Below are 26,688 nucleotides of genomic sequence, written 5' to 3'. Positions count from 1 at the left end.
CGAGTTTGCCGTCATGAACACTCTCGTCAACCTGCTCGACCTCGACGCGGACGCGCTCACCGCCTATTGCGGCGAGCTCGGCGAGAAGCCGTTCCGTGCGCGGCAACTGCAACGCTGGATCCACCACTACGGTGCCAGCCGCTTCGACGCCATGTCGGATCTAGCCAAGTCGCTGCGCGAAAAGCTTGCGACCCGCGCCGAGATCCGCGCGCCTGCCGTCATCACCGACAACCTGTCGGCCGACGGCACGCGCAAGTGGCTGCTCGACGTGGGCGAGGGCAACGCGGTGGAGACGGTGTACATCCCCGAGGAAACGCGTGGCACGCTGTGCGTTTCCTCGCAGGCGGGATGCGCCGTCAACTGCCGGTTCTGTTCCACCGGCAAGCAGGGCTTTTCGCGCAACCTCAGCACCGGCGAAATCATCGGCCAGCTGTGGATGGCCGAGTTCGCCATGCGCGAGCAACTGGGTCGCGGCCCCAAGGATGACCGTGTCATCTCCAACGTGGTGATGATGGGCATGGGCGAGCCGCTGCTGAACTACGACGCCGTGGTGCCGGCCATGCGCCTGATGCTGGACGACAACGCCTATGGCCTGTCGCGCCGCCGCGTGACGCTGTCCACCTCCGGCGTGGTGCCGATGATGGACCGCCTGTCCAAGGACCTGCCGGTCGCGCTCGCCGTGTCGCTGCATGCGTCCAACGACGCCCTGCGCGACGTGCTGGTGCCGCTGAACAAGAAATACCCGCTGGCCGAGCTGATGGCGGCATGCCGCCGCTACCTGGAATTCGCGCCGCGCGATTTCATTACTTTCGAATACTGCATGCTGGACGGCGTCAACGACGGCGTCGAGCATGCGCGGGAACTGCTGAAGCTTGTCGCCGATGTGCCGTGCAAGTTCAACCTGATCCCGTTCAATCCCTTCCCCGAATCGGGCCTGAAGCGTTCCAACAACGAGCAGATCCGCCGCTTCGCGCAGGTGCTGATGGACGCGGGCATCGTCACCACCATCCGCAAGACCCGCGGCGACGACATCGACGCCGCCTGCGGCCAGCTGGCCGGGGAAGTGAAAGACCGCACCCGCCTTGCCGAACGCGGCAAGTTCGGCAAGATCACGCCGCTGGTGCCGGTCACTGCCAGCGGCCAGCCGCGGGAGGCGCGCCCTGCATGATCCGTCTGATCGCTGCGGCCCTGCTGGGGCTGCTGATGTTGTCCGGGTGCCAGCTGCCGCATGCGCCGGCGCAGGATCTCCAGACCGCTTCCGACCAGACCGAGGCAAGGCGCCGGGCCGGCATCCGGCTGCAACTGGCCACCAACTATCTCGAGGCCGGCCAGAACGCGGTCGCGCTTGACGAGATCAAGCAGGCCATCGCCATCGATCCGTCGCTGGCCGACGCCTATCATGTGCGGGCGCTGATCTACATGAGCATGAACGAGCCGACGCTGGCCGAGGACAGCTTCCGCACCGCCGCGTCGATGCGCGCCAATGACGGCGACCTGCTCAACAACTACGGCTGGTTCCTGTGCCAGCAAGGGCGCTACGGCGAGGCCGTGCCCATGCTGCAGCGGGCCGTGTCGGCGCCGTCGGCCGGTGGCGCGGTCAAGCCGCTGATCAGCCTGGGCGCGTGCGAACTGCGCCAGGGCCACAGCGCCGAGGCGGAGAAGAACCTGAAGGCCGCGCTCGGCTACGACCGCAACAACCCGGTGGCGAACACCAACCTGGCGCTGGTGTTCTACCGGCGCGGCGATTACGTCCAGGCGCGCCAGTACGTCCAGCGCGTCAACAACAGCCAATTTGTCACTGCGCAATCCCTCTGGCTGGGAGCGCGCATTGCCCACCGTCAGGGCGACGGCCGCACGCAGGATGCGCTGGGCGCGCAGCTGCGCAGCCGCTTCCCCGACTCGCGCGAGGTGGCCGCCTACGAACAAGGAGCATGGGATGAGTGAGCACGACCGCGCCGCAGGCCAGGCCGTACCGACGCAAGCAGTCGGCGGGGGCGCGCATGAAGGGGAACGTGAAACCGCGGCGCGCGAGATCGGCGCGGCGCTGGCACGCGAGCGCGAGGCGCAGCGGATGTCGGTCGAGGACGTCAGCGCCCGGCTGAAGGTGGCGGCGAGCAAGCTGCGCGCGATCGAGGCGGCCGACCTGAAGGCGCTGCCCGACGTGACCTTCGCCAAGGGTGTGATGCGCGCCTATGCACGCATGCTCCATGTCGATATCGACCCGCTGCTGGCGCGCTTCCAGCCGCGCCCGGTGGCGCAGGTGGCGGAAATCGCCCGCCAGCGCGAGGGCGGCATCAATGCGGCCTTCGACGACCGCAACCGCTTCCGCTCCGGCGGCAATGGCGGCCGCTGGGTCTGGCTGGCACTGATGGCGGTGGTAGTGGCAGCCGGCGTCTGGTTCGGGCTCGACCATATCCGTGCGTGGATCGATGCGCGCAGCAGCGCCGCCGAAACCGTGGCGGCCGAGGCACCGGCCGCGGACAATGCGAGCACCGAAGCCGGTATCGTGACCGCGGCGCTGCCGCCGGTGATGGCCGCCAGCGACTCGCCGGCACCGTCGGCCGAAACCGTTCCGGCCAGCACCGTTTCAGCTTCGGCAACCGCGGCAGCCCCCGCAGCGGCGGCAGCCACCGCGGCGCCGGCGGCATCGGCACCGGCTGCTCCGACGGCTCCGACGGCTCCGACGGCATCGGCCGCAGCGGTCGGCGAGGGCGAGCTGCAGATCCGCTTTGCCGCCGATACCTGGTTTGAAATCCGCGACAATAGCGGCAAGGTCGTCATGGGCGGCACCGCCAAGGCCGGCCAGACCATGGCTGGCGGCGGCGCGGCGCCGTACCGGGTGGTGATCGGCAACGTCAAGGGCGTCGAAGCGTTCACGCGCGGCGGCACGCCGGTCGACCTGAAGGCAGCGAACCGCAACAACGTGGCGCGCCTGACGCTGCCCTGAAGCAGGGTGCGCGGTGCGGCAAGGTACGTCTTTGCAAGGTGGTAACGCTATGAACCAACAGCTCTGTCTCCCGGTCCTGCCGGGCCCGCTGCCGCGCCGCCAGACCCGCCAGGCGCGGGTCGCGTGGGGCGACAATGTGGTGACCATCGGTGGCGACGCGCCGGTGCGGGTCCAGTCGATGACCAATACCGACACGGTTGACGCCATCGGCACCGCGATCCAGGTCAAGGAGCTGGCGCGTGCGGGTTCCGAGATCGTGCGCATCACGGTGAACACGCCCGAGGCCGCCGCCGCGGTGCCGTCGATCCGCGAACAGCTCGACCGGATGGGTGTCGACGTGCCGCTGGTGGGAGACTTCCACTACAACGGCCACAAGCTGCTGCAGGACTATCCGGCCTGCGCCGAGGCGCTGTCCAAGTACCGCATCAACCCGGGCAACGTGGGGCAGGGCGCCAAGCGCGATACCCAGTTCGCGCAGATGATCGAGATGGCATGCCGCTACAACAAGCCGGTGCGCATCGGCGTGAACTGGGGCAGCCTCGACCAGGACCTGCTGGCACGCATCATGGACGAGAACGCCGGGCGCGCCGAGCCGTGGCCGGCGCAGAGCGTGATGATCGAGGCGCTGATCACCTCGGCCATCGATTCCGCCCGCAAGGCCGAGGAGATCGGCCTGCCGGGCAGCCAGATCATCCTGTCGTGCAAGGTGTCGCAGGTGCAGGAGCTGGTCGCGGTCTACCGCGAGCTGGCGCGCCGCTGCGACTACGCGCTGCACCTGGGCCTGACCGAGGCCGGCATGGGCAGCAAGGGCATCGTGGCTTCGACCGCGGCGCTGTCGGTGCTGCTGCAGGAAGGCATTGGCGACACCATCCGCATCTCGCTGACGCCGGAACCCGGCGCGCCGCGCGAGAAAGAGGTGTACGTCGGGCAGGAAATCCTGCAGACCATGGGCCTGCGCAATTTCACCCCGATGGTGATCGCCTGCCCGGGTTGCGGCCGCACCACCAGCACGGTGTTCCAGGAGCTGGCGGCCAGCATCCAGGCCTACCTGCGCGAGCAGATGCCGCAATGGAAGACCGCCTACCCGGGCGTCGAGGAAATGGACGTGGCCGTGATGGGCTGCATCGTCAATGGCCCGGGCGAAAGCAAGCACGCCAATATCGGCATTTCGCTGCCGGGCTCGGGCGAATCGCCGGCCGCGCCGGTGTTCGTCGATGGCGTCAAGGTGAAGACGCTGCGCGGCGAGCGCATCGCGGAAGAATTCCAGGCGATCGTAGACGAGTACGTTCGCACGCATTACGGCCCGGGCGCTGCGCGGGCCGGCAAAGAAGTGGCAGCCTGAGCCGGACCGGCCAGGGCCAGCAGCCTGACTAGAACAGAATGACGCAAACCGAGAACATGGCCGCCGCCGGTGCTGCCAAGACCGAACCGAAGGTACGCCCCGCCAAGGCCCTGCAGGGCGTGAAGGGCATGAACGACATGCTGCCGGCCGACGCGCCGCTGTGGGAGCATTTCGAGAATGCCGCGCGCGCGATGCTGCGCGCCTACGGCTACCAGCAGATCCGCACGCCCATCGTCGAGCATACCCAGCTGTTCGTGCGCGGCATCGGCGAGGTCACCGACATCGTCGAGAAGGAGATGTACTCCTTCACCGATTCGCTCAACGGCGAGCAGCTGACGCTGCGCCCGGAGGGCACGGCGGCTGCGGTGCGCGCCACCATCGAGCACAACCTGCTGTACGACGGCCCCAAACGCCTGTGGTACACCGGCCCGATGTTCCGCCACGAGCGTCCGCAGCGCGGCCGCTATCGCCAGTTCCACCAGCTCGGCGCCGAGGCGCTGGGCTTTGCCGGCCCGGACGTGGATGCCGAGATCATCCTGATGTGCCAGCGCCTGTGGGACGACCTCGGCCTGACCGGCGTGCGCCTCGAAATCAATTCGCTTGGGCAGGCCGACGAGCGCGCGGCGCACCGTGAGCAGCTGATCAAGTACCTGGAAGGCTTCCAGGACATCCTCGACGACGACAGCAAGCGCCGCCTGTACACCAACCCGCTGCGCGTGCTCGACACCAAGAACCCGGCGCTGCAGGAGATGGCGGCCAACGCGCCCAAGCTGATCGACTTCCTGGGTGAAGCATCGCTGGCGCACTTCGAGGGCGTGCAGCGCCTGCTGAAGGCCAACAACATCCCGTTCAAGATCAACCCGCGCCTGGTGCGCGGCCTCGATTACTACAACCTGACGGTGTTCGAGTGGATCACCGACAAGCTGGGCGCGCAGGGCACCATCGCCGGCGGCGGGCGCTATGACCCGCTGATCGCGCAGATGGGCGGCAAGCCGGCCCCGGCTTGCGGCTGGGCCATGGGCATCGAGCGCATCATCGAACTGATCCGCGAGGAGGGCGTGGTGCCCGAAGCCGTGGGTTGCGACGTCTACCTGGTGCACCAGGGCGAGGCCGCCGCGCAGCAGGCGATGGTGGCCGCCGAGCGCCTGCGCGACGCCGGCCTCGACGTGGTGCTGCACGCCAGCCCGGACGGCAAGGGCGGCAGCTTCAAGTCGCAGATGAAGCGCGCCGACGCAAGCGGCGCGGCCTATGCCGTTATCATTGGCGACGACGAAGTGGCCGCCGGGGTGGTCCAGGTCAAGGAACTTCGACAGCGCGAGCAGGCCGAAGGCGGTGGGCAACAGGCCACCGTGCCGGCCGAAGGGCTGGTCGATTACCTGATCGACGCCATGGTCGGCGCCAGCGAATAAGCGCGCGCCGCAGCCCGACACCACGAGTATCCAACCAACGCAGGTGATTGCCTCGACATGGCTTACGATCTAGAAGAACAGGAACAGCTTGAGAATCTGAAGGCCTGGTGGCGCCAGTATGGCAATGCGCTGACGTGGGCGCTGATCATCGCGCTGCTGGCCTTTGCCGGCTGGAACGGCTGGAAGTACTGGGAGCGCAAGCAGGCCGGCGAAGCCGCGGTGCTGTACGAGCAGGTGCTCAAGGCCGCCGAGGCGCGCGATGTCGAGCGCGTCAAGCGCGCCGCGACCGACCTGGAAGGCAAGTTCGGCCGTACCGCCTACGGCCAGATGAGCGCACTGGTCGCCGGCCGCGTGCTGTACGATGCGGGCGACCTGAGCGCCGCCAAGAGCCAGCTGCAATGGGCCATCGACCACGGCGACGAAGCGTATTCGCACCTGGCGCGGGTGCGCCTGGCGGGCGTGCTGCTGGACGAAAAGGCCTATGACCAGGGCCTGGCGCTGCTCAAGGAAGAGCCGCCGGCCGCATTCGTCGCGCTCTATGCCGACCGCCGTGGCGACCTGCTCGCCGCGCAGGACAAGCGCGACGATGCCCGCACCGCCTATCGCAAGGCGCTGGACAAGCTGGGCCAGGCAGAGTCGGCGATGCGCCAGATCATCCAGTTCAAGCTCGATGCGCTGGGCACGGCCTGATCCGGCCACCGCTTGAACCGTAGCCATACCGTAGCCATACCGTTGATCCCGCGGATCGAACCACAGGACCGTAAAGTTATGACGTCAGTGCTTTCCCATGCCGTACATCGCCAGCCCGCGCGCACGATTTCCCGTGCGCTGGTGGCGGCTGCCTGCCTGGCCACGCTGGGCGGCTGCGCGCTGTTCAGCAAGGAAAACAAGCACCCGCCCGCCGAACTCAAGCCGGTATCGGCCACACTGGCGGTGCGCCAGGCCTGGAAGGCCGATGTCGGCAAGAGCGGCCCCTATTCGATGCAGCCGGCCGCGGCGGGCAACAATGTCTATGTGTCGTCCAACAACGGCAACGTGATGGCGCTCGAAGGCGCCAGCGGCCGCGTGCTGTGGAAGGCGAAGACCGACGTGGACCTGACCTCCGGGCCGGGCAGCGACGGCACGGTGACCGCGGTGGCGGGCGAGAAGGGCGCGGTCTATGCCTTCGACGCCAGCGGCAAGCAGATCTGGAAGAAGCAGGTCAACGGCGAGGTCCTGTCGGCACCGCTGGTCGGCAACGGCCTGGTGGTGGTGCGCACCACCGATACCCGGGTGTTCGGCCTGGATGCCGAGACCGGCGAGCGCCGCTGGATCTACCAGCGTTCGCAGACGCCGCTGAACCTGCGCGCGGCGATGGGCATGGTATTCGCCGGCGACGGCATCGTGATGGGCTTCCCCGGCGGCAAGCTTGGCGTGCTGACGCCGGGCAACGGCGTGCTGCGCTGGGAAAGCGCGGTGTCCTACCCGAAGGGCGTCTCGGAGATCGAGCGCCTGAACGACGTCACCGGCCTGCCCATGGTCAGCGGCCGTCAGGTCTGCGCCACCACCTTCCAGGGGCGGGTCGCCTGCCTCGAGTTGGCCAGCGGCCAGACCCAGTGGGGCAAGGATTTCTCGTCGCCGGCGGGTCTCGCGCAGGATGACAATGCGCTTTACGCCAGCGACGAGCAATCGGTGGTGCATGCCTTCGACCGCCAGAACGGCAGCGAGCGCTGGAAGAACGCCGACCTGCGCAACCGCCGCCTGGGCGCGCCGCTGGCGCTGGGCCGCTCGGTGGTGATGGGCGACTTCGAAGGCTATGTCCACTTCCTGTCGCGCGAAGACGGCCAGGTGGTGGCACGCGTGAAGACCGATGGCAGCGCCATCACCGCCGCGCCCGTGGTGGCGGGGCAGACCCTGGTGATCCAGACGCGCGACGGCGACGTCTACGGTTTCCAGCCTGGCTGACAGGACCCAATGCGCGCTGCCGTACACCTGTCGGTACGGCCGGCGCCGAATCCGGTAGCATGATCCTTGGCGCGGCAATTGCAGCGGGTCGGTGACCCGCGCCGCGCCCGACAGGACAGGCGGCAACCCGCGCCCAGGTGGCGCGGGCTGCCGTTGAAACCCTTGACTCCGGAGTTACCGGGGGGCGGCAGTTGCCGGCCCCCGTTTCCGTTTATGGTATGAAACCAGTTATCGCACTTGTCGGCCGCCCCAATGTGGGCAAGTCGACGCTATTCAACCGCATGACCCGTTCGCGCGACGCGCTCGTTGCCGACCTGCCGGGCCTGACGCGCGACCGCCATTATGGCGAAGGGCGCATCGGCGAACGTCCGTTCATCGCCATCGATACCGGCGGCTTCGAGCCCGTGGTCAAGGAAGGCATCGTCGCCGAGATGGCCAAGCAGACCAAGCAGGCGGTGGTCGAGGCCGACGTGGTGATCTTTATCGTCGACGGCCGCCTCGGGCTGGCGCCGCAGGACCGCGCCATCGCCGATTACCTGCGCAAGACCGGCCGGCGCATCATGCTGGCGGTCAACAAGGCCGAGGGCATGAAGTACACCTCGGTGGCCGCGGATTTCTACGAACTGGGCATGGGCGATCCGTACGCGATCTCCGCCGCCCATGGCGACGGTGTGCGCGAGCTGGTCGATGAAGCCATCGAGCTGGCGGTGCAGGAACGCCCCGAGCTGGCCGAGGAAGCCTCGGACGAGGGCAAGGGCGTCAAGATCGCCATCGTCGGGCGTCCCAATGTGGGCAAGTCCACGCTGGTCAATACGCTGATCGGTGAAGAGCGCGTGATCGCCTTCGACATGCCCGGCACCACCCGCGACGCCATCTATGTGGAGTTCGAGCGCGGCGGCAAGCCTTATACGCTGATCGATACCGCCGGCCTGCGCCGGCGCGGCAAGGTGTTCGAGGCGATCGAGAAATTCTCGGTGGTCAAGACACTGCAGTCGATCGCGGACGCTAACGTGGTGATCCTGCTGCTCGACGCGCAGCAGGATATTTCCGACCAGGACGCGCATATTGCCGGCTTTATCGTCGAGTCCGGCCGTGCCCTGGTGGTGGGCGTCAACAAATGGGACGGCCTGGACGGCCACACGCGCGACCGCATCAAGCACGACCTCGAGCGCAAGCTGCAATTCCTCAGCTTCGCCAACTTTCACTTTGTGTCGGCGCGCGAGCGCACCGGCATCGGCGCGCTGATGCGCTCGGTCGACGACGCGTATGCCGCGGCCATGGTCAAGCTGCCGACGCCGCAGCTGACGCGGGTGCTGCAGGAAGCCGTGGAATTCCAGCAGCCCAAGCGTGTCGGCGCATCGCGGCCCAAGCTGCGCTATGCGCACCAGGGCGGCTCCAATCCGCCCATCATCGTGATCCACGGCAATGCCCTGTCGGGCGTGGCCGAGACCTATCGGCGCTACCTGGAAAACCGTTTCCGTGCGGCCTTCAAGCTCAAGGGCACGCCCCTGCGCATCGAATTTCGCACGAACAAAAATCCGTACGCGGACTCGAAGGAGTGAGTCCGGAATCGGATCCCTGGCGGGCCAGTTTTCGTTTGCGTTCGTTTGGAACTGCGGCTAAATTCACGGTAGCAGGGGCTTCCCTGCGCATTGACGCCAACTTGGTACCGTTTTGATCTTTTTTCTGGCGCGTTTTTGCGCCGCCTGACTTGAACCGGGGATTTCCATCCCCATCATTCACCACTAAACCTATAAATTTGGAGTGTGCCATGAGCAACAAAGGGCAACTGCTACAAGACCCGTTCCTGAACGCGCTGCGCAAAGAGCACGTGCCGGTTTCCATCTATCTCGTCAATGGCATCAAGCTGCAAGGCAATATCGAATCGTTCGACCAGTATGTCGTCCTGCTGCGCAACACCGTGACCCAGATGGTCTACAAGCATGCGATTTCCACCGTCGTGCCGGCACGCGCGGTCAATTTCCGCGTGGATGATTCCGCCGAGGCCTGATCTGACCGATCTGCCCCAGGGCATCGTACGGGCGCCAGGCGGCGCCGCCACGATGCCCGGCGCCGGTGTGCCGACGCACCCGGTGCCGCGCGGCCCGGCGCTTGCCAATGCGCCCGCCGCCACGTTCCGCACCATGCGGCGGCCTGTCCCGGCAGGGGCCAGGACAGTGTCCGAGATCCGCCATCCCTTCCCCTGAACCCGAATTTCCCTGCGCCTTCGCGCCCGCCCTTGGACCCCAGAGCCACCTCCAATACCGCCCCTTCGCGCGCCATCCTCGTCGGCGTCGACTTCGGCAAGCATGATTTCCAGGAAAGCCTCAGCGAGCTGGCGCTGCTGACCACCACCGCCGGCTCGCTGCCGGTGCATACGCTGACGGGCCGCCGCTCGCGGCCGGATCCGGCCTTGTTCATCGGCTCGGGCAAGGCCGAGGAGCTGAAGGAAGCCGCCGACGCGCTGGATGCCGACGTGGTTGTCTTCAACCACGCGCTGAGCCCGGCGCAGCAGCGCAACCTGGAGCGCTTCCTGCACCGCCACGTGATCGACCGGACCGGCCTGATCCTCGATATCTTCGGGCAGCGCGCGCAGAGCCATGTCGGCAAGGTGCAGGTGGAACTGGCGCAGGTGCAGTACCGCGCGTCGCGGCTGGTCCGCGCGTGGAGCCACCTGGAGCGGCAGAAGGGCGGCATCGGCATGCGCGGGGGTCCCGGCGAGCGCCAGCTCGAGCTGGACCGCCGCATGCTGGACGAGCGCGCCAAGCGGCTCAAGTCCGATCTGTCGCGGCTGCAGCGCCAGCACAGCACCCAGCGGCGCGCGCGCGCGCGCAACGACACCCTCAGCATCTCGCTGGTGGGCTACACCAACGCGGGCAAGTCGACGCTGTTCAACGCGCTGACCAAGGCCGGCGCGTATGCGGCCAACCAGCTCTTCGCCACGCTCGACACCACTTCGCGCCGGCTGTTCCTGGATGGCCTGGGCAACGTGGTGCTGTCGGACACGGTTGGCTTTATCCGCGACCTGCCGACGCAGCTGGTGGCGGCGTTCCGTGCCACGCTGGACGAGACCGTGCATGCCGACCTGCTGCTGCATGTGGTCGATGCATCGAGCCCGGTGCGCCACGAGCAGATCGAGCAGGTCAACCGGGTGCTGGCCGAAATCAACGCGCTGGACATCCCGCAGATCGTGGTGATGAACAAGATCGACGCCGCGCCCGAACTGTTGGGCGACGGCCCGCGCATCGAGCGCGACGCGGACGGCATCCCCACCCGCGTGTTCCTGAGCGCGCGCGAGGGCCTGGGCCTGGACGCGCTGCGCGAGGCCGTGGTCGAGGTGGCGCAATGGCTGGCCAGCCGCCCGCCCGAGCCGCAACCCTATGATCCGCGCCTGGACGAGGTGGCGCAGTCCGATGACGCCGGCGAGGGTGACCATGATGGCGTCGACGAGGGCGTGGCGGACGACGGCGACAATGCCGATGCGGCGGATCCGCGCCGGCTGTAGGCCTGGCGGCCACCCGCAGGGCGGCCGCCATCTCGATGCCGCCTCGACGCCGGGTCGACGCCGCCTTGGCGCCGGTTCTGCCCAATTCCGGTGCGGTTGCCGCGGGGATTGCGCGAATTGGCCAAAAGTGGCGCCGATGACTGCTAGAATCCCCCTGTTACAAACTTCCCCGGACCCGTGCACTTCATGCCCCAGTTTCCCCGGAATGCTGATTCGAGCCTGACACCAGGCGGCCGCCTCGCGCTGCGCGCGGGCTGGCAGCGCCTGCGCGCCATCTTCTCGCTGAACGATCCGCGCTGGGGTCGGGATGGGCAGGACGATGACAAGAAGGACGGCCGCGACGACAACCGCCAGCAGAACCAGCGTCCGCAGCAGGATGGCGGCCCGCCGGATCTGGACGAACTGTGGCGCGACTTCAACCGCCGCCTGAACGGCCTGCTCGGCCGCAAGGACAACGGCGGCAACGGCAATCAGGGCTTCGGCGGCCCGCGCACCTCGGGCAAGGGCTCGGGCGTCGGCGCCGGCGTGATCGTGGCCGCGGTGGTGGGCATCTGGCTGGCCAGCGGCTTCTTCATGGTGCAGGAAGGCCAGACCGCGGTGATCCTGCAGTTCGGCAAGTTCAAGTACTCCGCCGGCCCGGGCATCAACTGGCGCATGCCCTGGCCGATCCAGTCGGCCGAGGTGGTCAACCTGTCGGCGGTGCGTTCGGTGGAGGTGGGCCGCTCCACCTCGATCAAGGACAGCAACCTGAAAGACTCGTCGATGCTGACGCAGGACGAAAACATCATCGACGTGCGCTTCACCGTGCAGTACGTGATCCAGGACGCCAGCGAATTCCTGTTCTTCAACAAGACCGACCGGGGTGGCGATGAAGAGCTGGTGACGCAGGCGGCCGAGACCTCGGTGCGCGAGATCGTCGGCCGCAACAAGATGGACGCGGTGCTGTACGAAAACCGCGAACAGATCGCGCAGCAGCTGGCCAAGTCGATCCAGGCCATCCTGTCGGCGTACAAGACCGGCATCCGCGTGCTGTCAGTGAACGTGCAGAGCGTGCAGCCGCCCGAGCAGGTGCAGGCCGCGTTCGACGACGTCAACAAGGCCAGCCAGGACCGCGAGCGCGCCATCAGCGAAGGCCAGGCCTACGCCAACGACATCATCCCGCGCGCCAAGGGTACTGCGGCGCGCCTGAAGGAAGAATCCGAAGCCTATCGCGCCCGCGTGGTGGCGCAGGCCGAGGGCGATGCGTCGCGCTTCCGCTCGGTGCAGGCGGAATACGCCAAGGCGCCGCAGGTGACGCGCGACCGTATCTATCTGGAGACCATGCAGCAGATCTACACCAATTCGACCAAGGTGCTGGTCGACGCTCGCCAGGGCAACAACCTGCTCTACCTGCCGCTGGACAAGCTGATGGCGCAGACCGAGGCTCGCGCCACGCCGCAGCCGGGCCAGCCCGGCGCGGCGGGCACGCCGGCGCCCGCGCCGGATGCCCCGACGGACAACCGGTCGCGCGAATCGCTGCGCAACCGCGACCGCGACTCGCGCTGAGGAGACCGTCATGAACCGACTGATTTCCTTCGCGATCGGCTTTTTCATCCTGCTCGCCGTGGTCTCGTCCATGCTGTTCGTGGTCGACCAGCGCCAGTACGCCGTGGTGTTCGCCTTCGGCCAGATCAAGGAAGTGGTGCGCGAGCCGGGCCTGCATTTCAAGCTGCCGCCGCCGTTCCAGAACGTGGTGTTCATGGACCGCCGCCTGCAGACCATCGATGTCGCCGCCAACGAGCGCTTCCTGACCGCCGAGAAGAAGAGCATGGTGGTGGACTGGTTCGTCAAATGGCGCATCACCGATCCGCGCAAGTTCTTCGTCGCCTTCGGCGGCAACCTGCGCGGCGCGCAGGACCGCATGACGCAGCGCATCGACTCGGTGGCGCGCGAAGAATTCGGCAAGCGCACCGTCGCCGACGTGGTCGCGGGCGAGCGCGAGCAGGTGATGCAGGCCATCCGCAACGGCATGAGCGAGTACGCCAAGTCGGTCGGTGTCGAGATCCTCGACGTGCGCCTGAAGCGTGTCGACCTGCTGCCCGCGATCAGCGAATCGGTGTACCGCCGCATGGAGGCCGAGCGCAAGCGCGTGGCCAACGAGCTGCGCTCCACCGGCGCCGCCGAAGGCGAGAAGATCCGCGCCGACGCCGACCGCCAGCGCGAAGTGGTGCTGGCCCAGGCCTATCGCGATGCCCAGATGATCAAGGGCGAGGGCGACGCCAAGGCGTCGCAGATCTATGGTGAGGCGTTTGGCCGCGATCCCCAGTTCGCGCAGTTCTGGCGCAGCATGGAGGCCTACCGCAACACCTTCCGCGACAAGCGCGACGTGCTGGTGCTGGAGCCCAACTCCGAGTTCTTCCGCTACATGCGTTCCAGCGGCGGCGCCGCGGCCGCGGCCTCGGGCAATGGCGGAGGCAAGCGCTAGCATCGTCGCCTGTGCGTGTGGCGAACTGACGAAACCCCGGCTTGCCGGGGTTTTGTCCGGCTGGAGCCGTCGCTGCGGAGTGATGGCGCGGGCGCGCGGTGCCCGCACCCAGGTTTTTGCCGGGCCCGGCCCGGTCCCTGCAGGCGCTGCGCCGGCAGGCAACTGAACGACTGAGAAGAGATTCACCATGTCCAACCATTGGCTGCTGCCAGAAAACATTGCCGACGTGCTGCCGTCGGAAGCGCGCAAGATCGAAGAGCTGCGCCGCCGCATGCTGGACCTGTTCCGCACCTACGGCTACGAGCTGGTGATGCCGCCGATGCTGGAGTACCTCGAGTCGCTGCTGACCGGCACCGGCCACGACCTCGACCTGCGCACGCTCAAGCTGGTCGACCAGCTGTCGGGCCGCACCATGGGGCTGCGCGCCGATATCACGCCGCAGGTCGCGCGCATCGATGCCCACTTGCTGAACCGGCCGGGCGTGACCCGGCTGTGCTACGCCGGCAACGTGCTGCACGCGCGCCCGGCAGGGTTCCACGCCACCCGCGAGCCGATCCAGATCGGTGCCGAAATCTATGGCCATGCCGGCCTCGAAGCCGACGTCGAGATCCAGGAACTGATGCTGGCCGCGCTGGCCGCGGCGGGCCTGTCGGAGATCCGCATCGACCTCTGCCACGCTGGCATCCTCGAAGCGTTGCTGGCCGGCCTGCCGTCGATCCGCAAGATCGAGGACGCGCTGTTTGCCGCGCTGGAAACCAAGGACGTGCCGGCCCTGCGCGAACTGACCGCCGGCATGCCGCAGACCGAGCGCGACGCGCTGCTGGCACTGCCGACGCTGTACGGCGGCGTGGAGGTGATCGAGCGCGCCCGCGCCACGCTGCCGCCGAGCCCGGCCATCGGCCGCGCGCTGGACGAGCTGGCGGCGCTGGCGGTGCAGGTGCGCGGCGCCAGCGTCAATATCGACTTGTCGGACCTGCGCGGCTACCACTACCACAGTGGCGTGATGTTCGCGGCCTATGTCGCCGGCCTGCCCAACTACGTGGCGCGGGGCGGCCGCTACGACAAGGTGGGCGAGGCCTTCGGCCGCGCGCGTCCGGCCACGGGTTTCTCGCTGGACCTGCGTGAAGTGGCGGCACTGTCACCCGTAGAGGTGCGCGCGCTGGCGATTTTCGCCCCTTGGGATGCTGACCCGGCACTTCGTGCCGCGATTGACGCGCTGCGCGCGTCGGGCGAGATCGTGATCCAGTCGCTGCCTGGCCACACCCATGAGCTCGACGAATTCAATTGCGACCGGCAGCTGGTGCGCAAGGATGCCGGCTGGGCCGTGGTGCCGCGCTGACGCATCGACGCCGCGGCGGTCCAAAAACCCGGAATCGCCCGGCAACAAGAGTAGAATACGTTTTTAACCTATTGACCAAAGCAATATGTCCGCATCCGCAGTAGGCCAGGGACGCAATGTCGTCGTGATCGGCACCCAGTGGGGTGACGAAGGCAAAGGAAAAATCGTCGATTGGCTTACCGACCATGCAAAGGGCGTGGTGCGGTTCCAGGGTGGCCACAACGCTGGCCACACGCTGATCATCGGCGGCAAGAAGACCATTCTCCGGCTGATCCCCTCGGGCATCATGCGCGCCGGCACGGTCTGCTACATCGGCAACGGTGTGGTGCTGTCGCCCGAAGCTTTGTTCCGTGAAATCGAAGAACTCGAAGGCGCCGGCCTGCAGGTGCAGAGCCGCCTGCGCATTTCCGAGGCGGCCACGCTGATCCTGCCTTACCACGTCGCCATCGACAAGGCGCGCGAAGCGCGCCGTGGCGCCGCCAAGATCGGCACCACCGGCCGCGGCATCGGTCCGGCCTATGAAGACAAGGTGGCACGACGCGCGCTGCGCGTGCAGGACCTGTTCGACCCGCAGCAGTTCGCCGAACGCCTGCGCGAGAACCTGGACTTCCACAACTTCATGCTGACCCAGTACCTGGGCGCCGAAGCCGTCGATTTCCAGCAGACCCTGGACGAGGCGCTGGCCTACGCGCCGCGCCTGGCGCCGATGGTCGCCGATGTATCGGCCGAGCTGTATGCGGTCAACGCCGCCGGCGGCAACCTGATGTTCGAGGGCGCGCAGGGCACGCTGCTCGACGTCGACCACGGCACCTATCCGTTCGTCACCTCGAGCAACTGCGTGGCCGGCGCCGCCGCGGCCGGCGCGGGCGTGGGCCCGGGCCGCCTGAACTACATCCTCGGCATCACCAAGGCCTATTGCACCCGTGTCGGTGCCGGCCCGTTCCCGAGCGAGCTGTACGACAACGACAACCCCTCGCGCCAGGACCCGGTGGGCGTGCGCCTGGCCAATGTCGGCAAGGAATTCGGCTCGGTCACCGGCCGTCCGCGCCGCACCGGCTGGCTGGATGCGGCCGCGCTCAAGCGCTCGGTGCAGATCAACGGCGTGTCGGGCCTGTGCATGACCAAGCTGGACGTGCTCGACGGACTCGAAAGCATCAAGCTGTGCGTCGGCTACACGCTCGATGGCAACACCGTCGACATCCTGCCGCGCGGCTCGGATGCCGTGGCGCGCTGCGAGCCGGTCTACGAGGAATTCCCGGGCTGGAACGAGTCCACCTTCGGCGTGAAGACGTGGGACGCACTGCCGGAGCAGGCCCGTGTCTACCTGAAGCGCGTGGAAGAAGTGGTCGGCATTCCGATCGACATGATCTCGACCGGCCCGGATCGCGACGAGACCATCCTGCTGCGCCATCCGTACAAGGCCTGAGCGCCTGCGCAGTATCCGCAGGACCGCCGCGCCACGAGCGCCGCGGTCCGCCAGAAAATATATCGGCCCGCGCAAGCGGGNCGAGCCATATCGGTCAACCGGCCGCACCAGATCACGAGTAAAACGATGAACCTGCCTACCAACGATGACGAGAACCTGTGGGTCTCCTGGGACGAATACCATCGCCTGATCGCACGCCTGTCGCTGAACGTGCATGAGTCGGGCTGGAAGTTCGACAAGATCCTGTGTCTCGCACGCGGCGGTCTGCGCGTGGGCGACCAGATGTCGCGCATCTTCGACGTGCCGCTGGCCATCCTGGCGACCAGCAGCTACCGCGAGGCCGCCGGCACGCAGCAGGGCGACCTCGACATCGCACAGTACATCACCATGACCCGCGGCGAGCTGAGCGGCAAGATCCTGCTGGTCGACGACCTGGTGGACTCCGGCATCACGCTCGAGCGCGTGGGCCGCCACCTCAGGGAACGCTATCCGGCGGTGACCGAAGTGCGCTCGGCGGTGCTGTGGTACAAGGCATGCTCGAAGGTCGAGCCCGACTACCACGTCACCTTCCTCGAGTCGAACCCCTGGATCCACCAGCCGTTCGAAGAGTACGATACGCTGCGCCCACACAACCTCGCCGCATGGCTCAAGCGCGGCAAGCGCGCCAGCCTGCTGGACGACGGCACGCGCGACTGAGCGCGGCGGCCGGCCGCGCCGGCGGGCACGGCGTAGTCGGGCTTAGTAGCCCACCGTGAAGCGCTGGCGCGAATGCGCCGGCTTCTCGACTTCATCGAGCATCGCGATGGCATAGTCTTCCATCGAGATCCAGCTCTTGCCTGCTGCGTCGCTCAGCAGGTCTTCCTTGCCAAGGCGGAAATGGCCGGTGCGCTCGCCCGGCTCGAACAGCGCGGACGGCGACAGGAAGGTCCAGTCAATCTGCTGCTCGTCGCGCAGCGCGTTCAGGAAGTCGCGGCCGGCCAGTGCCTCGGCCTTGTAGGCGTCGGGAAAGTCCGGGGTGTCGACCAGTTGCACGCCCGGCCCGACATGGAGGCTGCCGGCACCGCCCACCACCAGCAACCGCGGCACGCCCGCCTGGCGCACCGCCGTGGTCACCTGCTGCGCGTTCAGCTGGGCGAAGCGCGCGGTGCTGATGACGGCATCATGGCCGGCGAGGGCGGCGCTCAGTGCCGCGCTGTCGGTCGCATCCACATCCTTGCTGGTCACGCCTGCGCGCGCGGGCAAGCCGCTGGCCTGGCGCGCGATGGCGGTCACCTGGTGGCCGCGGCGCACGGCTTCGTCGGTCAGGCGCGTGCCAACGCGGCCGCTGGCTCCAATGATGGCGATCTTCATGGTCACTCCTTGGTTGGGTCAGTTGGATATGAAACTGATGTGGTTACATATCGGGGTAAAAAAATCAGCGCTTGCGGCGCTGGCTGCCACGCTCGACATCGGCCAGCATGCTGGCGATGGTGACGCCGGCCAGGGTTTCGTCCATGGCCGCCTGCGCGCGGTCGGCAACCTTGCGCAGCGCACCGGTGATCTCGCGCCCGACCATGCAGGCCGGATTGGGCGCACTCTGGTGCAGCGTGATCAGCGCGGTGGTTTCGACCACGCGGAACACCTCCAGCAGCGTGATCGACGCGGCCGGGCGCGCCAGCGCGGCGCCGCCGGTGCTGCCCATGGTGGTGGCCACCAGGCCCGCTTCCGCGAGCTGGCCGATCAGGCGCCGGATCAGCGCCGGGTTGGTGCCGACGCTGCCGGCAATCAGCGATGACGGCAGCGGCTCGGCGGAGCTGGCCAGCAGGGTGAGGATATGGACGGCGACGGCAAACCGGCTGCTTGTGCTCATGATGTCGGGTGCGATGTGAAACCATGATAGTTACACATTGGCGGAGCGTCAAGCGTCGGGAGAAAGCGATTGCGGCGAAATGGTTTGCCGTGGCCACCGGAATGCCGGAATCGCCACTGAAGCTGTTACACTCCCCGACATTGCCGTAACCTTGTGGTGCGGCTGCCGCGCGGGGTACGGTGCGCGGTTTCACGGACGGGAAAAAAATCCCGTACGCTCGCAGTTATGACATCGCGGCAGTGCCGCCAAGCAAGGAGTGCAAGTTGCCGGATCTGATGCGCGAAACAGGCGTCAAAAACAAAAAACCCGCAGGACTCGAAAGCGCTGCGGGTTTTCCGGTAATTTGGTGCCCAGGAGAGGACTCGAACCTCCACAGTGTTGCCACCGCTAGGACCTGAACCTAGTGCGTCTACCAATTCCGCCACCTGGGCAGGTGTCGAAACAACCGAAGCGCTCATTATAGAGAGCGCGAGAATTTTGTCAAATAGTTTCCAGAAAAAATTGAATCAGAATAACTATCCGATCCCCAGCCGGGAAGAAATCCTGGGCGTGCTGAGAACGTCGGGATCCCCCCAGTCGGCGGGCGATATCGCCAAGGCGCTGGCCGTCACGCGCAAGGAGCATGACGGCTTCCAGAAGCGCCTCGCCGCGATGGAGCGCGACGGCCAGATCGAACTCAACCGCAAGGGCCGCTATGAGCTGGCGCACCAGCCCAACTTCGTCACCGGCCGCGTGCAGGGCCACCGCGACGGCTTCGGCTTCCTGATCCGCGACGACGGCGAGGACGATATCTTCCTGCCCGAGCGCGAGCTGCAGAAGGCCATGCACAACGACCGCGCGCAGGTGCGCGTGGTGGGCTACGACCGGCGCGGGCGCCCGGAAGGGCAGATCGTCGAGATCATCGAGCGCGCCAACCGCTATGTCATCGGCCGGCTGCTCAGCGAGGGCGGCGTGCTGGTGGTGGCGCCCGAAGACAAGCGCATCAGCCAGGACATCCTGATCCCGCCCAAGGCGCAGGGCAAGGCCCGGGTGGGACAGGTGGTCAGCGTCGAGCTGACCGAATTCCCCGACCGCTATGTGCAGCCGGTGGGCCGCGTGGTGGAAGTGCTCGGCGAAATCGACGATCCCGGCATGGAGATCGAGATCGCGGTGCGCAAGTACGGCGTGCCGCACCAGTTTTCGCCGGCCGCCGCCCAGGAAGCCGCGGGGCTGCCCGATGAGGTGCGCCAGGCCGACCTGGACCACCGCATCGACCTGCGCGACATCCCGCTGGTCACCATCGACGGCGAAGACGCGCGCGACTTCGACGACGCGGTCTATTGCGAGCCGGTCAAGATCGGCCGCGCCAAGGGCTGGCGCCTGATCGTGGCGATCGCCGACGTGTCGCACTACGTGCGGCCGGGCACGCCGCTCGATGCCGACGCGCTCGACCGCGCCACCTCGGTGTATTTCCCGCGGCGCGTGATCCCGATGCTGCCGGAGAAGCTGTCGAACGGGCTGTGCTCGCTCAATCCGCAGGTGGACCGGCTGTGCATGGTGTGCGATGCCGTGATTACCGCCAAGGGCGAACTCAAGGGCTACCAGTTCTATCCCGCGGTGATGCACTCGACCGCGCGGCTGACCTACAACGAGGTCTGGGCGGTGCTGTCCAACACCAAGGGCCCCGAAGCGCACAAGCGCAGCGAGCTGGTGCCGCACCTGCAGAACCTGTACGAGCTTTTCCAGGTCCTGCTCAAGGCGCGGCGTGCGCGCGGCGCGATCGACTTCGACACCACCGAGACCTATATCGTCTGCAATGCGCAGGGCAAGATCGAGCAGATCCTGCCGCGCACGCGCAACGACGCGCACCGGCTGATCGAGGAATGCATGCTGACCGCCAACGTGTGCGCGGCCGATTTCCTCGAACGCTTCAAGCATCCGGCGCTGTACCGCATCCACGCCGGCCCCAGCGACGAGAAGCTGAAGAACCTGCGCGACTTCCTGCGTACCGCCGGCCTGTCGCTGGGTGGCGGCGACAAGCCGCAGGCGTCGGACTACGCCGAGGTGATGGACAAGATCAAGTCCCGCCCCGATGCGCCGATGCTGCAGACCATGCTGCTGCGCTCGATGCAGCAGGCGGTGTACAGCCCCGACAATATCGGCCACTTTGGCCTGGCGTACGAGGCCTACGCGCACTTCACCAGCCCGATCCGCCGCTATCCCGACCTGCTGGTGCACCGCGCGATCAAGGCGGTGCTGGCGCACACCAAGTACCAGCCGGCCTTTGCCCACGGCACCGAGCTGAACACCGCGATCTCGCCGAAGGCGCGCAGGTTGCAGGCCAAGGACGCCGAGCAGAAGGCCGAGCTGACCGCGGCGCGTGCGCGGCGCAACGAGGCCATCTGGGACGAGCTGGGCCTGCACTGCTCGGCCAACGAGCGCCGCGCCGACGAGGCCTCGCGCGATGTCGAGGCCTGGCTCAAGTGCTACTTCATGCGCGACAAGCTCGGCAGCGACTATGCCGGCACCGTCAGCGCCGTGACTTCGTTCGGCATCTTCGTGCAGCTCGACGAGCTGTACGTGGAGGGCCTGGTCCACGTAACCGAGCTGGGCAGCGACTACTTCCAGTTCGACGAGGCCCGCAACGAGCTGCGCGGCGAGCGCACCGGCATCCGCTACCGGCTCACCGACCGCGTGCGCGTGCAGGTGTCGCGCGTCGACCTGGATGCGCGCAAGATCGATTTCCGCCTGGTGCAGGAGCCCTCGGCGAAAACGCTGCGCGCGCGTGTCACGGGCGCCGAGACCCAGCCGCGCGTGCCGGCCGCGCATGCGGTGCCGGCGCGCAAGAAGGGCCGCCAGCTGGCGGCGCTGCTGGGCGGCTCGTCCAAGCCGGAAGAGTCGTTCGACGAGACGCTGGACCGCGTGATCGAAGAGCAACCGGTGTTCGAGGCGGTGATCACGCCGCTCAAGCCGCACCTGAAGACCGGCGGCAAGCCCGGCAAGCGCGCCGCCAAGCCCAAGCCCGCGCACCTGGAAAAGCCGCGCAAGCCGGCCTCCAAGGCGCGCCCGGCCAAGCCGGCGGGCAAGACCGCCGCCAAGCGCACGCCGCGCAAGCGCTGACCGGCGGCATCGGATTGGCCGTCAGGTTGCCGTTCCCGCCCGCGCGGGGACGGCGGCCGGGCGGGTACAATCGCGCCCATGGCTAAACAAAAACTCCTGATCGGCTTTCACGCCGTGACCGCGCGCCTGCGGCAAGACCCCAAGGGCGTGTCCGACATCTACATCGAATCCGCCCGCCGCGACCGGCGCATGCAGGACTTCGTGCGCCTGGCCGAAAGCCTGGGCGTGCGCCTGCATCCGGTCGATGCCGAGCGCCTGCGCGGCATGGCCGGCACCGACCGCCACCAGGGCGTGGTGGCACGTGCCGAAGACGTGGCGCTGGCGCTGAACCTGGACGAGCTGCTCGACGGCATCGAAGGCACGCCGCTGCTGCTGGTGCTGGACGGCGTCACCGACCCCCACAACCTGGGCGCCTGCCTGCGCGTGGCCGACGGGGCCGGCGCGCATGCCGTGATCGCCCCCAAGGACCGCAGCGTCGGCCTGAACGCCACCGTGGCTAAAGTCGCCAGCGGCGCGGCCGAAACCGTTCCCTATATCACCGTGACCAACCTGGCGCGCACCCTGCGCGAACTGCAGGAGCGCGGCATCTGGGTGATCGGCACGGCCGATGGCACCGAGAAGTCGCTGTACGACATCGATTTCAAGGGACCGACCGCGATCGTGATGGGCGCCGAAGGTGAAGGCATGCGCCGCCTCACGCGCGAGACCTGCGACGAACTGGTCGGCATCCCGATGGCGGGCGGCGTGGAAAGCCTGAACGTGTCGGTGGCCAGCGGCGTGTGCCTGTACGAGGCCGTGCGCCAGCGGCGCCTGCCGCGCTGAGGCCATGGCCGACGAGTCGCGTCTGCCGGCACTCCCCGGGCTCGAGGAAGCGCGTCGGCTGATCGACGGCGCCAGCAATATCTTCGTGCTGACCGGCGCCGGTATTTCCGCCGAATCCGGCGTGCCGACCTTTCGCGACGCCATGACCGGACTGTGGGAACAGTTCGATCCGGAAGAGCTGGCCAGCGAGGCCGCCTACCGCAGCCAGCCCGCGCTGGTGTGGCAGTGGTACGTGCACCGGCGCGAGCTGGTGGCTGCGGTGCACCCGAACCCGGCGCACCATGCGCTGGTGGCGCTGGCCGCGCAGAAGCCGGTCACGCTGGTCACGCAGAACGTCGACGGCCTGCACCAGCGCGCGGGCAGCGCTGGCGTGATCGAACTGCACGGCAACCTGTTCGCCAACAAGTGGCTGGATGGCTGCGGGCGCTGCAGCGAGGCCACCGCGGTGCCCGGCACGCCGCCGCGCTGCGATCGTTGCGGGGCGCTGATGCGGCCGGGCGTGGTGTGGTTCGGCGAAGACCTGCCGCGCGTGGCGCGCTACCGCGCCGAGCATGCGGCGCAGACCTGCGACCTGTGCCTGGTGGTCGGCACCTCGGGGCTGGTGTATCCGGCGGCCGGACTGCCGGGCGTGGCGCGCGAGCATGGCGCGCCGGTGATCGTGGTCAACCCGCAGCCGTCGGCGCTGGACCAGACCGCGGATATCGTGCTGTCGGCCGCGGCGGGCGCGTGCCTGCCCCGGCTGTGGCCGCAGCCGGCGCCATCGGCCGGCTGAGGCGAAGGGCAGCGCGCCGGCGCGCGGCGCTGCTTATTGCTGCGCCAGCCCGGCGATCAGCTTCTCCAGCTTGACCGCATCCGCGGCGAACAGGCGGATGCCCTCGGCCAGCTTCTCCGTCGCCATGGCGTCTTCGTTGAGCTGCCAGCGGAACGACGGCTCGTCCGCGGTGATGCGGGCGATGTTGGCCGCCTGGGCCTGGTCGACCGACAGCTTGTGCACCACCGGGCCTGCGCCGCCGGCGAGCTGCTCGAGCAGTTCGGGGCTGATGGTGAGCAGGTCGCAGCCGGCCAGCGACAGGATCTGCGCGGTGCTGCGGAAGCTGGCGCCCATGACCTCGGTGGGATAGCCGAACTTCTTGTAGTAGTCGTAGATCTGTCGCACCGAGCGCACGCCGGGATCGTTGTCGCCGCCGTTGGCGGCCGCGTCCCATTGCTCGCCCGCCTGCTTCTTGTACCAGTCGAAGATGCGGCCGACGAACGGCGAGATCAGCTGGGCGCCGGCTTCGGCGCAGGCCACCGCCTGCACCAGCGAGAACAGCAGCGTCATGTTGCAGCGGATGCCGTCACGCTGCAGGATCTCGGCGGCGCGGATGCCTTCCCAGGTCGAGGCGATCTTGATCAACACGCGCTCGCGCGCGATGCCGCGCTGCTCGTACAGCTGGATCAGGTGGCGCGCCTTGTTCACCGTGGCGGTGGTGTCGAACGACAGGCGCGCGTCGACTTCGGTCGACACGCGCCCCGGCACGATCGCCAGAATTTCGCAGCCGAAGGCGATCAGCACTTCGTCCATCACCGCGTCGACGCCGCCGTTGCCGTGGTGGTCCTGCACCGCGCGCTCCAGCAGGTGGCGGTATTCGGGTTTCTGCACCGCCTTCAGGATCAGCGACGGATTGGTGGTCGCGTCCTGCGGCGTATATTGCTTCATCAGCTGGAAGTCGCCGGTATCGGCCACCACCGTGGTGAACTGCCTGAGTTGTTCGAGCTGGTTCATGGTCGCTAGGTCGTCTGCTTGAGCGTCTGCAAAAAGCGTTCGCGGGGTGTAAGGGGCGCGTGCGGCACCGGTGCGGTCCATTGTACCTGCGCGGTTGCCGCCACTAGCGCGTCGCGCCGCCGCAATCCGCTACACTACGCCTTTTCCCCCAACGCAATCTGGCTGTTGTCATGACTCAGGATGAACTCAAGGCGCTGGTCGCGCAAGCCGCCGCCGACTACGTGAAGCAGGAAGTGCCCGAAGGGGCCGTGCTCGGCGTGGGCACCGGCTCCACCGCCAATCTCTTCATCGACGCCGTGGCGGCGTTCAAGGAGCGCTTCGCGGGTGCGGTGTCGAGCTCCGAGGCTTCGACGCGGCGCCTGCAGCAGCACGGCTTCAAGGTGCTGGACCTGAACGAGGTCGACGAGATCCCGGTGTATGTCGATGGCGCCGACGAGATCGATGCCAGCGGCGCCATGGTCAAGGGCGGCGGCGGGGCGCTAACGCGCGAGAAGATCGTGGCCTCGGTGGCCAGGCGCTTTGTCTGCATTGCCGACGGCAGCAAGCTGGTGCAGACCATGGGCACCTTCCCGCTGCCGGTCGAGGTGGTGCCGATGGCACGCGCCGCGGTGGCGCGCAAGCTGCAGGCCCTGGGCGGGCAGCCGCGTCTGCGCATGACCAAGGAAGGCGGGATCTACAAGACCGACAACGGCAATGTGATCCTCGACGTGGCCGGCCTGAAGATCGACGATCCGCGCGGCCTGGAGCAGACCATCAACCAGGTGCCCGGCGTGGTCACGGTGGGGCTGTTCGCGCTGCGCGGTGCCGACGTGCTGCTGCTTGGCACCGGCGACGGCGTGCAGCGTACGGATTACTAAGTCCGGCGCGCGCGTGTGCCACCAAGCAAAATGGGGTGCCTCGGGCACCCCATTTTTGTTGCCCGGCAGTCCGGCTCAGGACTGCGGCGGCACGTAGCCCTGGGCCTGGTCGGCGCCTTCGCCGAAAAAGTACTTCTCGGTCTGCTTGAGCAGGTACTGGCGCGCACGCGCATCGGCCATGTTCAGGCGGTTTTCGTTGATCAGCATGGTCTGGTGCTTGAGCCAGCCGGCCCAGGCTTCCTTGGACACGTTCTGCCAGATTTTCTTGCCCAGTTCGCCGGGCAGCGGCGGGAAGTCGAGACCTTCGGCTTCCTTGTTCAGCTTGATGCAATGGACCGTGCGGGCCATGGGGACTCCTTGGTATGTTCGTGAGCGCTTCGGCGCTGGCGCTATTGTAGCCAAGCAGGGCGGCCGGCCGCGGCGCGGCGGCGATTGCCCCTACGCCATCACAGCTTTTTCATCAGCACCATCGACTTGCGCTGCCAGTTGTAGAGCTTGCGCTTGTCCTCGGGCAGGTCGTCGACCGTGGCGTGGACGAAACCGCGCTTGAGGAACCAGTGCTCGGTACGGGTGGTGAGCACGAACAGCCGCTCCAGCCCCAGTGCGCGTGCGCGGCGCTCGATGCGCTTGAGCAGGCGCTCGCCGTCGCCCGTGCCCTGGGCCTCGGGCGACACCGTCAGGCACGCCATCTCGCCCATGTTCTCGCGCGGATAGTCGTACAGCGCGGCACAGCCGAACAGCACCCCGTCGTGCTCGATCACCGAGAAGTTGGCGATATCGCGCTCGATCAGGTGGCGCCCGCGCGGCACCAGCGTGCCGTCCTGCTCCAGTGGCGCGATCAGCTGCACGATGCCGCCGACGTCGTCGAGCGTGGCCTCGCGCAGGCTTTCCAGGTCGGTGTCGGACAGCATGGTGCCGACGCCGTCGTGCAGGAACAGTTCCAGCAGCACCGCGCCGTCGAGCGAGTACGGAATCAGGTGCGCGCGCGGCACGCCGCCCTTGAGCGCCTTGACCAGGTGCTGCAGGTAATTGGCCACGTCGGGCGGCAGGTGGTTGTTCTGCAGCCGTTCCACCGCGGTGCGCAGCGACATTTCCTGCATCATCTTGCCGACCGGGTCGGGCACGCCCGGCACCTCGGTGATGAAGATCAGCTTGTCGGCCTTGAGCGCGGTGGCGGTGGCGCTGGCCACGTCTTCCATCGACAGGTTGAAGGCCTGGCCGGTGGGCGAGAAGCCCAGCGGCGACAGCAGCACCACCTTGCCGTGCGACAGCGACATGCGCACGGATTCGGCGTCGATCTTGCGTACCAGCCCGGTGTGCTGGTAGTCGGTGCCATGGACGATGCCGACCGGGCGCGCGGTGACGAAGTTGCCGGAGATCACCGACAGCTGGGCACCGGCCATCGGCGTGTTGGGCAGGCCCTGGCTGAACGCGGCCTCGATGTCCAGGCGCAGTTCGCCGGCGGCCTCCTTGGCGCATTCGAGCGCGGCGTTGTCGGTGACGCGCACGCCGTCGACGAATTGCGATTCGACATGGCGCAGCGCCAGCTGCTCTTCCACCTGCGGCCGCGATCCGTGCACCAGCACGATCTGCATGCCCATCGCATGCAGCAGCGCGACGTCGTTGACCAGCGCATTGAGCACGCCCGACTTGACCAGTTCGCCGGCGAAGGCAATGACGAAGGTCTTGCCGCGGAAGGCATGGATATACGGCGCCACCATGCGCAGCCAGTCGACGAACTGCTGGTGGTCGGGGCCGCTGCGGTCCAGGTCGGCCGTGACGGGCACGGGGGAGGTCGGGGCGGGGGCGGGGAGTTCGGCCGCGGCGGGGGGCTCCGCCTGCGCCGGTGCGGCGGGGGCGGTGGGAGCAGCGGGAGCGGAGGCGGGCGCCGTCTGCGGCGCGTCGGTTCTGGCGTTCATG

The 26,688-nt window shown here is 67.6% G+C and carries 24 protein-coding genes and 1 tRNA gene; 19 read left to right on the top strand and 6 right to left on the bottom strand.

The window, feature by feature from the left end; genetic code table 11:
* The first annotated feature begins 13 nt into the window (after positions 1-13).
* The 15 genes from rlmN to A3AG_RS0123440 all read left to right on the top strand — a co-directional run bounded on the left by rlmN (position 14) and on the right by A3AG_RS0123440 (position 17,072).
* Positions 14-1,168, top strand: coding sequence for a dual-specificity RNA methyltransferase RlmN (rlmN, locus tag A3AG_RS0123510; protein ID WP_018007777.1), 1,155 nt, complete (start codon positions 14-16; stop codon positions 1,166-1,168).
* A complete protein-coding gene (gene pilW / locus A3AG_RS0123505; protein ID WP_018007776.1) occupies positions 1,165-1,944 on the top strand; it encodes a type IV pilus biogenesis/stability protein PilW in 780 nt (259 codons plus the stop codon). The genes rlmN and pilW overlap by 4 nt, the downstream gene beginning before the upstream one ends.
* The gene (locus tag A3AG_RS0123500; protein WP_018007775.1) at positions 1,937-2,947 is read left to right on the top strand and encodes a RodZ domain-containing protein; all 1,011 of its coding nucleotides are present in this window, start codon (positions 1,937-1,939) and stop codon (positions 2,945-2,947) included. The genes pilW and A3AG_RS0123500 overlap by 8 nt, the downstream gene beginning before the upstream one ends.
* Before the next feature lie 49 nt (positions 2,948-2,996).
* Entirely contained in the window at positions 2,997-4,289 is a 1,293-nt protein-coding gene (ispG, locus tag A3AG_RS0123495) for a flavodoxin-dependent (E)-4-hydroxy-3-methylbut-2-enyl-diphosphate synthase (protein ID WP_018007774.1), read from the top strand.
* 38 nt (positions 4,290-4,327) lie between these two features.
* Positions 4,328-5,698 (top strand): histidine--tRNA ligase, encoded by a 1,371-nt coding sequence (hisS, locus tag A3AG_RS0123490; protein ID WP_018007773.1) that lies wholly within the window; start codon positions 4,328-4,330, stop codon positions 5,696-5,698.
* 57 nt (positions 5,699-5,755) lie between these two features.
* Entirely contained in the window at positions 5,756-6,388 is a 633-nt protein-coding gene (locus A3AG_RS0123485) for a YfgM family protein (protein ID WP_018007772.1), read from the top strand.
* A gap of 78 nt (positions 6,389-6,466) precedes the next feature.
* Entirely contained in the window at positions 6,467-7,642 is a 1,176-nt protein-coding gene (gene bamB, locus A3AG_RS0123480; RefSeq protein ID WP_018007771.1) for an outer membrane protein assembly factor BamB, read from the top strand.
* A 218-nt stretch (positions 7,643-7,860) separates the two neighbouring features.
* On the top strand, positions 7,861-9,204 hold the full coding sequence (der, locus tag A3AG_RS0123475) for a ribosome biogenesis GTPase Der (protein ID WP_026164427.1): 1,344 nt from the start codon (positions 7,861-7,863) through the stop codon (positions 9,202-9,204).
* A gap of 209 nt (positions 9,205-9,413) precedes the next feature.
* Positions 9,414-9,653 (top strand): RNA chaperone Hfq, encoded by a 240-nt coding sequence (hfq, locus tag A3AG_RS0123470; protein ID WP_012353158.1) that lies wholly within the window; start codon positions 9,414-9,416, stop codon positions 9,651-9,653.
* A 228-nt stretch (positions 9,654-9,881) separates the two neighbouring features.
* Entirely contained in the window at positions 9,882-11,147 is a 1,266-nt protein-coding gene (gene hflX / locus A3AG_RS0123465) for a GTPase HflX (protein WP_018007769.1), read from the top strand.
* Positions 11,148-11,333: 186 nt separating this feature from the next.
* Complete coding sequence (gene hflK, locus A3AG_RS0123460) at positions 11,334-12,692, top strand: FtsH protease activity modulator HflK (protein WP_020384479.1); 1,359 nt, start codon at positions 11,334-11,336, stop codon at positions 12,690-12,692.
* A gap of 10 nt (positions 12,693-12,702) precedes the next feature.
* Positions 12,703-13,611: a protease modulator HflC gene (hflC, locus tag A3AG_RS0123455; protein ID WP_018007767.1), complete on the top strand. Its 909-nt coding sequence runs from the start codon at positions 12,703-12,705 to the stop codon at positions 13,609-13,611.
* Between the two features lie 187 nt (positions 13,612-13,798).
* Entirely contained in the window at positions 13,799-14,950 is a 1,152-nt protein-coding gene (locus A3AG_RS0123450) for an ATP phosphoribosyltransferase regulatory subunit (RefSeq protein WP_018007766.1), read from the top strand.
* A gap of 85 nt (positions 14,951-15,035) precedes the next feature.
* Positions 15,036-16,376, top strand: a complete 1,341-nt coding sequence (locus A3AG_RS0123445; RefSeq protein ID WP_018007765.1) for an adenylosuccinate synthase — start codon at positions 15,036-15,038, stop codon at positions 16,374-16,376.
* Positions 16,377-16,502: 126 nt separating this feature from the next.
* Complete coding sequence (locus A3AG_RS0123440) at positions 16,503-17,072, top strand: phosphoribosyltransferase (protein ID WP_018007764.1); 570 nt, start codon at positions 16,503-16,505, stop codon at positions 17,070-17,072.
* A gap of 42 nt (positions 17,073-17,114) precedes the next feature.
* On the opposite strand, the gene A3AG_RS0123435 is transcribed toward A3AG_RS0123440, so the two are convergent.
* The 3 genes from A3AG_RS0123435 to A3AG_RS0123425 form a co-directional block, all read right to left on the bottom strand.
* Positions 17,115-17,726 (bottom strand): NAD(P)-dependent oxidoreductase, encoded by a 612-nt coding sequence (locus A3AG_RS0123435; RefSeq protein WP_018007763.1) that lies wholly within the window; start codon positions 17,724-17,726, stop codon positions 17,115-17,117.
* A 64-nt stretch (positions 17,727-17,790) separates the two neighbouring features.
* Positions 17,791-18,225, bottom strand: coding sequence for an Rrf2 family transcriptional regulator (locus A3AG_RS0123430; protein WP_018007762.1), 435 nt, complete (start codon positions 18,223-18,225; stop codon positions 17,791-17,793).
* 344 nt (positions 18,226-18,569) lie between these two features.
* Positions 18,570-18,656 (bottom strand) — tRNA-Leu (locus tag A3AG_RS0123425).
* Between the two features lie 70 nt (positions 18,657-18,726).
* Here A3AG_RS0123425 and rnr point away from each other — a divergent pair.
* From rnr to A3AG_RS0123410, 3 genes are all read left to right on the top strand, one after another.
* Positions 18,727-21,324 (top strand): ribonuclease R, encoded by a 2,598-nt coding sequence (gene rnr / locus A3AG_RS0123420; RefSeq protein ID WP_026164426.1) that lies wholly within the window; start codon positions 18,727-18,729, stop codon positions 21,322-21,324.
* A 78-nt stretch (positions 21,325-21,402) separates the two neighbouring features.
* Complete coding sequence (gene rlmB, locus A3AG_RS0123415; RefSeq protein ID WP_012353149.1) at positions 21,403-22,146, top strand: 23S rRNA (guanosine(2251)-2'-O)-methyltransferase RlmB; 744 nt, start codon at positions 21,403-21,405, stop codon at positions 22,144-22,146.
* Between the two features lie 4 nt (positions 22,147-22,150).
* A complete protein-coding gene (locus A3AG_RS0123410; RefSeq protein WP_018007760.1) occupies positions 22,151-22,918 on the top strand; it encodes an SIR2 family NAD-dependent protein deacylase in 768 nt (255 codons plus the stop codon).
* A gap of 33 nt (positions 22,919-22,951) precedes the next feature.
* Here A3AG_RS0123410 and tal read toward each other — a convergent pair whose 3' ends face one another.
* Positions 22,952-23,911, bottom strand: a complete 960-nt coding sequence (gene tal / locus A3AG_RS0123405) for a transaldolase (RefSeq protein WP_018007759.1) — start codon at positions 23,909-23,911, stop codon at positions 22,952-22,954.
* Between the two features lie 170 nt (positions 23,912-24,081).
* Between tal and rpiA the strand changes: the two genes are divergently transcribed.
* Complete coding sequence (rpiA, locus tag A3AG_RS0123400; RefSeq protein WP_018007758.1) at positions 24,082-24,768, top strand: ribose-5-phosphate isomerase RpiA; 687 nt, start codon at positions 24,082-24,084, stop codon at positions 24,766-24,768.
* A 75-nt stretch (positions 24,769-24,843) separates the two neighbouring features.
* Here the strand turns inward: rpiA and A3AG_RS0123395 are convergent, their stop codons facing one another.
* Positions 24,844-25,116 carry an oxidative damage protection protein gene (locus tag A3AG_RS0123395; RefSeq protein WP_018007757.1) on the bottom strand — a complete coding sequence of 91 codons (273 nt, stop codon included), beginning with the start codon at positions 25,114-25,116 and terminating at the stop codon, positions 24,844-24,846.
* Between the two features lie 98 nt (positions 25,117-25,214).
* The gene (gene argA, locus A3AG_RS0123390) at positions 25,215-26,687 is read right to left on the bottom strand and encodes an amino-acid N-acetyltransferase (RefSeq protein WP_018007756.1); all 1,473 of its coding nucleotides are present in this window, start codon (positions 26,685-26,687) and stop codon (positions 25,215-25,217) included.
* Position 26,688: the final 1 nt, after the last annotated feature.

The organism is Cupriavidus neocaledonicus, from assembly GCF_000372525.1.
GTDB lineage: Bacteria > Pseudomonadota > Gammaproteobacteria > Burkholderiales > Burkholderiaceae > Cupriavidus > Cupriavidus neocaledonicus.
The sequence above is the reverse complement of the archived record's forward strand: the minus strand, read 5'-3'. Positions and strand labels throughout refer to the sequence as shown.

What these genes read in the sequence shown, in the direction of transcription:
- rlmN (WP_018007777.1), top strand. Translation starts at nt 14, where the DNA reads ATGAACACTCTCGTCAACCTGCTCGACCTCGACGCGGACGCGCTCACC.
- pilW (WP_018007776.1), top strand. Translation starts at nt 1,165, where the DNA reads ATGATCCGTCTGATCGCTGCGGCCCTGCTGGGGCTGCTGATGTTGTCC.
- A3AG_RS0123500 (WP_018007775.1), top strand. Translation starts at nt 1,937, where the DNA reads ATGAGTGAGCACGACCGCGCCGCAGGCCAGGCCGTACCGACGCAAGCA.
- ispG (WP_018007774.1), top strand. Translation starts at nt 2,997, where the DNA reads ATGAACCAACAGCTCTGTCTCCCGGTCCTGCCGGGCCCGCTGCCGCGC.
- hisS (WP_018007773.1), top strand. Translation starts at nt 4,328, where the DNA reads ATGACGCAAACCGAGAACATGGCCGCCGCCGGTGCTGCCAAGACCGAA.
- A3AG_RS0123485 (WP_018007772.1), top strand. Translation starts at nt 5,756, where the DNA reads ATGGCTTACGATCTAGAAGAACAGGAACAGCTTGAGAATCTGAAGGCC.
- bamB (WP_018007771.1), top strand. Translation starts at nt 6,467, where the DNA reads ATGACGTCAGTGCTTTCCCATGCCGTACATCGCCAGCCCGCGCGCACG.
- der (WP_026164427.1), top strand. Translation starts at nt 7,861, where the DNA reads ATGAAACCAGTTATCGCACTTGTCGGCCGCCCCAATGTGGGCAAGTCG.
- hfq (WP_012353158.1), top strand. Translation starts at nt 9,414, where the DNA reads ATGAGCAACAAAGGGCAACTGCTACAAGACCCGTTCCTGAACGCGCTG.
- hflK (WP_020384479.1), top strand. Translation starts at nt 11,334, where the DNA reads ATGCCCCAGTTTCCCCGGAATGCTGATTCGAGCCTGACACCAGGCGGC.
- hflC (WP_018007767.1), top strand. Translation starts at nt 12,703, where the DNA reads ATGAACCGACTGATTTCCTTCGCGATCGGCTTTTTCATCCTGCTCGCC.
- A3AG_RS0123450 (WP_018007766.1), top strand. Translation starts at nt 13,799, where the DNA reads ATGTCCAACCATTGGCTGCTGCCAGAAAACATTGCCGACGTGCTGCCG.
- A3AG_RS0123445 (WP_018007765.1), top strand. Translation starts at nt 15,036, where the DNA reads ATGTCCGCATCCGCAGTAGGCCAGGGACGCAATGTCGTCGTGATCGGC.
- A3AG_RS0123440 (WP_018007764.1), top strand. Translation starts at nt 16,503, where the DNA reads ATGAACCTGCCTACCAACGATGACGAGAACCTGTGGGTCTCCTGGGAC.
- A3AG_RS0123435 (WP_018007763.1), bottom strand. Translation starts at nt 17,726, where the DNA reads ATGAAGATCGCCATCATTGGAGCCAGCGGCCGCGTTGGCACGCGCCTG.
- A3AG_RS0123430 (WP_018007762.1), bottom strand. Translation starts at nt 18,225, where the DNA reads ATGAGCACAAGCAGCCGGTTTGCCGTCGCCGTCCATATCCTCACCCTG.
- rlmB (WP_012353149.1), top strand. Translation starts at nt 21,403, where the DNA reads ATGGCTAAACAAAAACTCCTGATCGGCTTTCACGCCGTGACCGCGCGC.
- A3AG_RS0123410 (WP_018007760.1), top strand. Translation starts at nt 22,151, where the DNA reads ATGGCCGACGAGTCGCGTCTGCCGGCACTCCCCGGGCTCGAGGAAGCG.
- tal (WP_018007759.1), bottom strand. Translation starts at nt 23,911, where the DNA reads ATGAACCAGCTCGAACAACTCAGGCAGTTCACCACGGTGGTGGCCGAT.
- rpiA (WP_018007758.1), top strand. Translation starts at nt 24,082, where the DNA reads ATGACTCAGGATGAACTCAAGGCGCTGGTCGCGCAAGCCGCCGCCGAC.
- A3AG_RS0123395 (WP_018007757.1), bottom strand. Translation starts at nt 25,116, where the DNA reads ATGGCCCGCACGGTCCATTGCATCAAGCTGAACAAGGAAGCCGAAGGT.
- argA (WP_018007756.1), bottom strand. Translation starts at nt 26,687, where the DNA reads ATGAACGCCAGAACCGACGCGCCGCAGACGGCGCCCGCCTCCGCTCCC.